General features: G+C 41.0%; 6 protein-coding genes and 1 pseudogene. All 7 read right to left on the bottom strand.

The window, feature by feature from the left end; all coding sequences use genetic code 11:
• The coding region (locus AWM68_RS09525; RefSeq protein WP_197468158.1) for a hypothetical protein at positions 1-294 on the bottom strand (294 nt) is incomplete at its 3' end.
• Positions 291-902 carry a hypothetical protein gene (locus AWM68_RS09520; RefSeq protein ID WP_156488373.1) on the bottom strand — a complete coding sequence of 204 codons (612 nt, stop codon included), beginning with the start codon at positions 900-902 and terminating at the stop codon, positions 291-293. The genes AWM68_RS09520 and AWM68_RS09525, both read right to left, overlap by 4 nt.
• Position 903: 1 nt before the next feature.
• Positions 904-1,245: a DUF4054 domain-containing protein gene (locus tag AWM68_RS09515; RefSeq protein ID WP_066240472.1), complete on the bottom strand. Its 342-nt coding sequence runs from the start codon at positions 1,243-1,245 to the stop codon at positions 904-906.
• Between the two features lie 12 nt (positions 1,246-1,257).
• A complete protein-coding gene (locus AWM68_RS09510; RefSeq protein WP_066240469.1) occupies positions 1,258-1,575 on the bottom strand; it encodes a hypothetical protein in 318 nt (105 codons plus the stop codon).
• Entirely contained in the window at positions 1,575-2,474 is a 900-nt protein-coding gene (locus AWM68_RS09505) for a DUF2184 domain-containing protein (protein ID WP_156488372.1), read from the bottom strand. The genes AWM68_RS09510 and AWM68_RS09505 overlap by 1 nt, the downstream gene beginning before the upstream one ends.
• A gap of 15 nt (positions 2,475-2,489) precedes the next feature.
• Positions 2,490-2,951: a structural cement protein Gp24 gene (locus AWM68_RS09500; RefSeq protein ID WP_066240466.1), complete on the bottom strand. Its 462-nt coding sequence runs from the start codon at positions 2,949-2,951 to the stop codon at positions 2,490-2,492.
• Between the two features lie 12 nt (positions 2,952-2,963).
• A pseudogene (locus tag AWM68_RS21730) lies at positions 2,964-3,285 on the bottom strand (DUF2213 domain-containing protein); the annotation flags it as partial.

Below are 3,285 nucleotides of genomic sequence, written 5' to 3'. Positions count from 1 at the left end.
CAAGTTCTGGACTGTATAAGGGATTCCCTTATGTTCAACCGTTTGACCAAACTTCAATTCAGAAGTGGTAATGATCTTACGGTCTTTCGTGGTATAGGTCCCTTGATCCACATAACGCAGTTCATCATCCGATAGAGGTAAGATAACTCCTATTATTTGAACAGGATCTACTGCTCCACCTTCGATAGGATCACCATTCTCTTGCCACCCACTTTCTTTAGGTGATGGATGATAAGTAAGAGTAAAACCCCAATCGTCAATCATTTCTTTAAATTCAAATGATTCAAGAGTCATACTTGCTTCACCACTCTCCATGTGACTCTTGCACGTAATCCTCCTGTGTCTACCAGTGGATTCGAGGAGCCTTTGTTTTCGATCGTTAACTTCGCATTAGCAGGGGATTTCAAGGTGGTTATCTTGTCTTGAATATCTGCTGCTATAAGAGCACCTAAACGTTCATACAATGTTTTTCCCTTGATTTTCAAGTCAACGATCTGCTGAAGCTGACCTTCAACAAATTTAACCCAGTCATCGTTCTTTTCATCAAACGTAGAACGGACAAAAGAACGTTCTGGTATCGTCACACTCTTTATAAGGATGAACATGGTGATTAGTTTATCACCGTCTTGAACAGCTAAGATGTTCTTCCCCTTTGGCTGAAACAAACCTGGTATTTCAGAAGCCTTCCTACCCTTTGCCTCTGCGGTTGGTATCGTTAGAGCTTTTCCTTTGGCCCTTATCGTGATTCCAAACTCATGGACATTGGCAATCATCGCATAAAAAGAGTCGTCCGAAGCGAAAATACCGATTTCTACCGAGTATTTATTTAGTTCTTCTAATGCTTTGATCAGATCAGGAATGACATCCCTTTTAGTGACGATTCTCACTCGTTTACGTGCCATATTACAGCACCGTCAAATTAAGTGTTTTACGTCCACGAAGAGAATTTAAGATTCTTTGAAACTCTTGACCGAATGGTGTAGTATCCAAGCCGACAGATTCGCCTGAAGAGGCGTAAGTCCTTTCCAATGAATCTACCTTCTCTTTAACTACTTTTCTAATGCTTACTGTGGCAAGATGAGCAGCAAGATAGCGCGTTAATCGCTCTATTTGCTCTGGCTTCACATTTAAAGAGGACACCTCAAGAGAAGCGTCCTCAATGTACATATTCAGTTGGTCATCAGTGAGTTTGTTTAACTCTTTACCCATGTTTTTAATTCGATTTCGAAGAGTTGTTGCATCCATAGATATCAACCTCTATTCGTCTTCATTTTCACCGTTAATAACAGCTAATTGAGCGTCGATCGCTTCTTGAACAGTTTTACGAGAATCTTCCTTCTTCCAAGCTTCTAAAAGGGACGGATCAAATGTATCCTTCACAAGTTCAACTGCTTTGGGTGCAGTCAGCTCACCAAATGACTTCTCAGCAACAACATCTCCATCATCAACAACTTTTTTCATAATAGGATGAGAGCTGAAATCTTTCCATTCAGCTTCACTAATTTTATTAGCACCTGGAATCAACATGACACCCGCTGCATGCAAGATATAATTTCCTTTGTTTTGTACTAACATTAGATTCCATCTCCTCTCACGATTGCCATAGGATAACGAACGATCGCTCCACCTGTACGTTCTTCCAAAGGCACCTTCGTATTCGGGAACTTATACTCTTCCGGATGACGCTTAATATCCATAGGAATAAGGATTTCAACAACGTCTGGAGAGTTATCAAAAACTAGGAAGCTATCAGTAGCTCCTACACCGCGCTTTTCAAGATCAGAAGTGAATTCTACTGTAGTAAACCATCCTTGGCTCTTAAGGTACTGAAGCACAGTTTGGCCAGTATATTCGTTATACTCTTTTTCAAGCTCTTCCATTGCATCCGGTGTTACAACAAGAGTGTTTGCTGTATGGCCAGGCAGTTTATTTACGGCCTTACGAGCAGTACGAAGATCTGCAACAATCTCTCTTCCTGTTTTGTCTTTCCACTTTGTAGAAGTCCCACCAGCGTTATTTGCTACGGCCATAACTTGGATACCAACAGCATTAGTCACCCCAAGAATATTGTGAGTAGCATCACCGATCCACACTAGGCGGTTTTCCTTTTCTGCAATCGCTTTACGTGCTGTCTCTGCTTTAGTAGCTTCAACAGGACGGCCAGATAAAGCAGCTTGACGAACTTCTTGAACCGAAATACGGAAAGCTGCAGCAATGGAGTAAATCTTCTCCGTATGTCGTTCCATGTCAGCGTCTACCAACGGAATATCATCTGCACCTGGAGCAAGAATCTTAGCAGCTCCAGAACGTTTGATAACGTCATAGCTATATGTTTCTGCTCCCTCGTGAACATCCGTTTTCACATTAAAAATGGAGCGTGCTTTAAGCTCCTCTTTCTTTGCTTCGAATAATTTACTATCAATTGCTTCAAGGTCTACTGGACGGATCATCCCGTCAACTCGATATTGTGTCAATGTGATTCACTCCTTTTAAGGTAAATTGATTTCTACTTGTGCTAATGACCCTGCAGATGCTTTTGACTTGAATGTCGCTGAAGGAAAAGCGATCGTTCCAGCAGTTGCAGTATCTGAAGGATAAAACTTATTATTTGCAGGGTTAACGTTAGCTGATTTACCTGTAATTACGTCTTCAGCCACCTCGACCCAAATAACACCCTTTCTTACAACCGCTACAGGAGCATTTAAAGGGTAGTTTTGATCGTTTGCGTTTGTTACCCAGTCATGTACCTCTTGAGCAAGAGCAATTCCATATGGCTTACCTGCAGCCTTAACTTGGGTAACCTTTTCACCTGTTACATCTAACTGAACTGGAGATCCAAAAGGAACAACCTCAGCTGCAGCTTTTGTATCTGCACTATAATCTTGATAATTTGCTAATTTCCCTGGACCACCAGCTTCGGGCATGTACTTATCGTAAGTAGTAATCGACATGTTGTCGCCTCCTTATTTATTTTCTTTCATGTTTAATCGCTTTTGCTTCTTTTCCTCAAGCTCTTTGTTTTTCTTAGAGCCATCACCTGAAAACATATGGTTTGTTCCTGTTGAAGAAAAACCATCTGACTTAACGCGTTCAACAGTTGCGTCATAGAAAGCATTGATATATTCATCTGACTTTCCATCACCTTTAAAATCAGGAGAAGCTTTCTGAATTACAGCTTCCTTCACTTCACGATCAGATTTACCTGTGAAATCAAAAGAATCTCCAAGCAATGTTTTAGCACCTGTAATTAATTCAACGCGTTCTTGAACTTTCGCATCTAATTGA

The organism is Fictibacillus phosphorivorans, assembly GCF_001619875.1.
GTDB lineage: Bacteria > Bacillota > Bacilli > Bacillales > Fictibacillaceae > Fictibacillus > Fictibacillus phosphorivorans_B.
The sequence above is the reverse complement of the archived record's forward strand: the minus strand, read 5'-3'. Positions and strand labels throughout refer to the sequence as shown.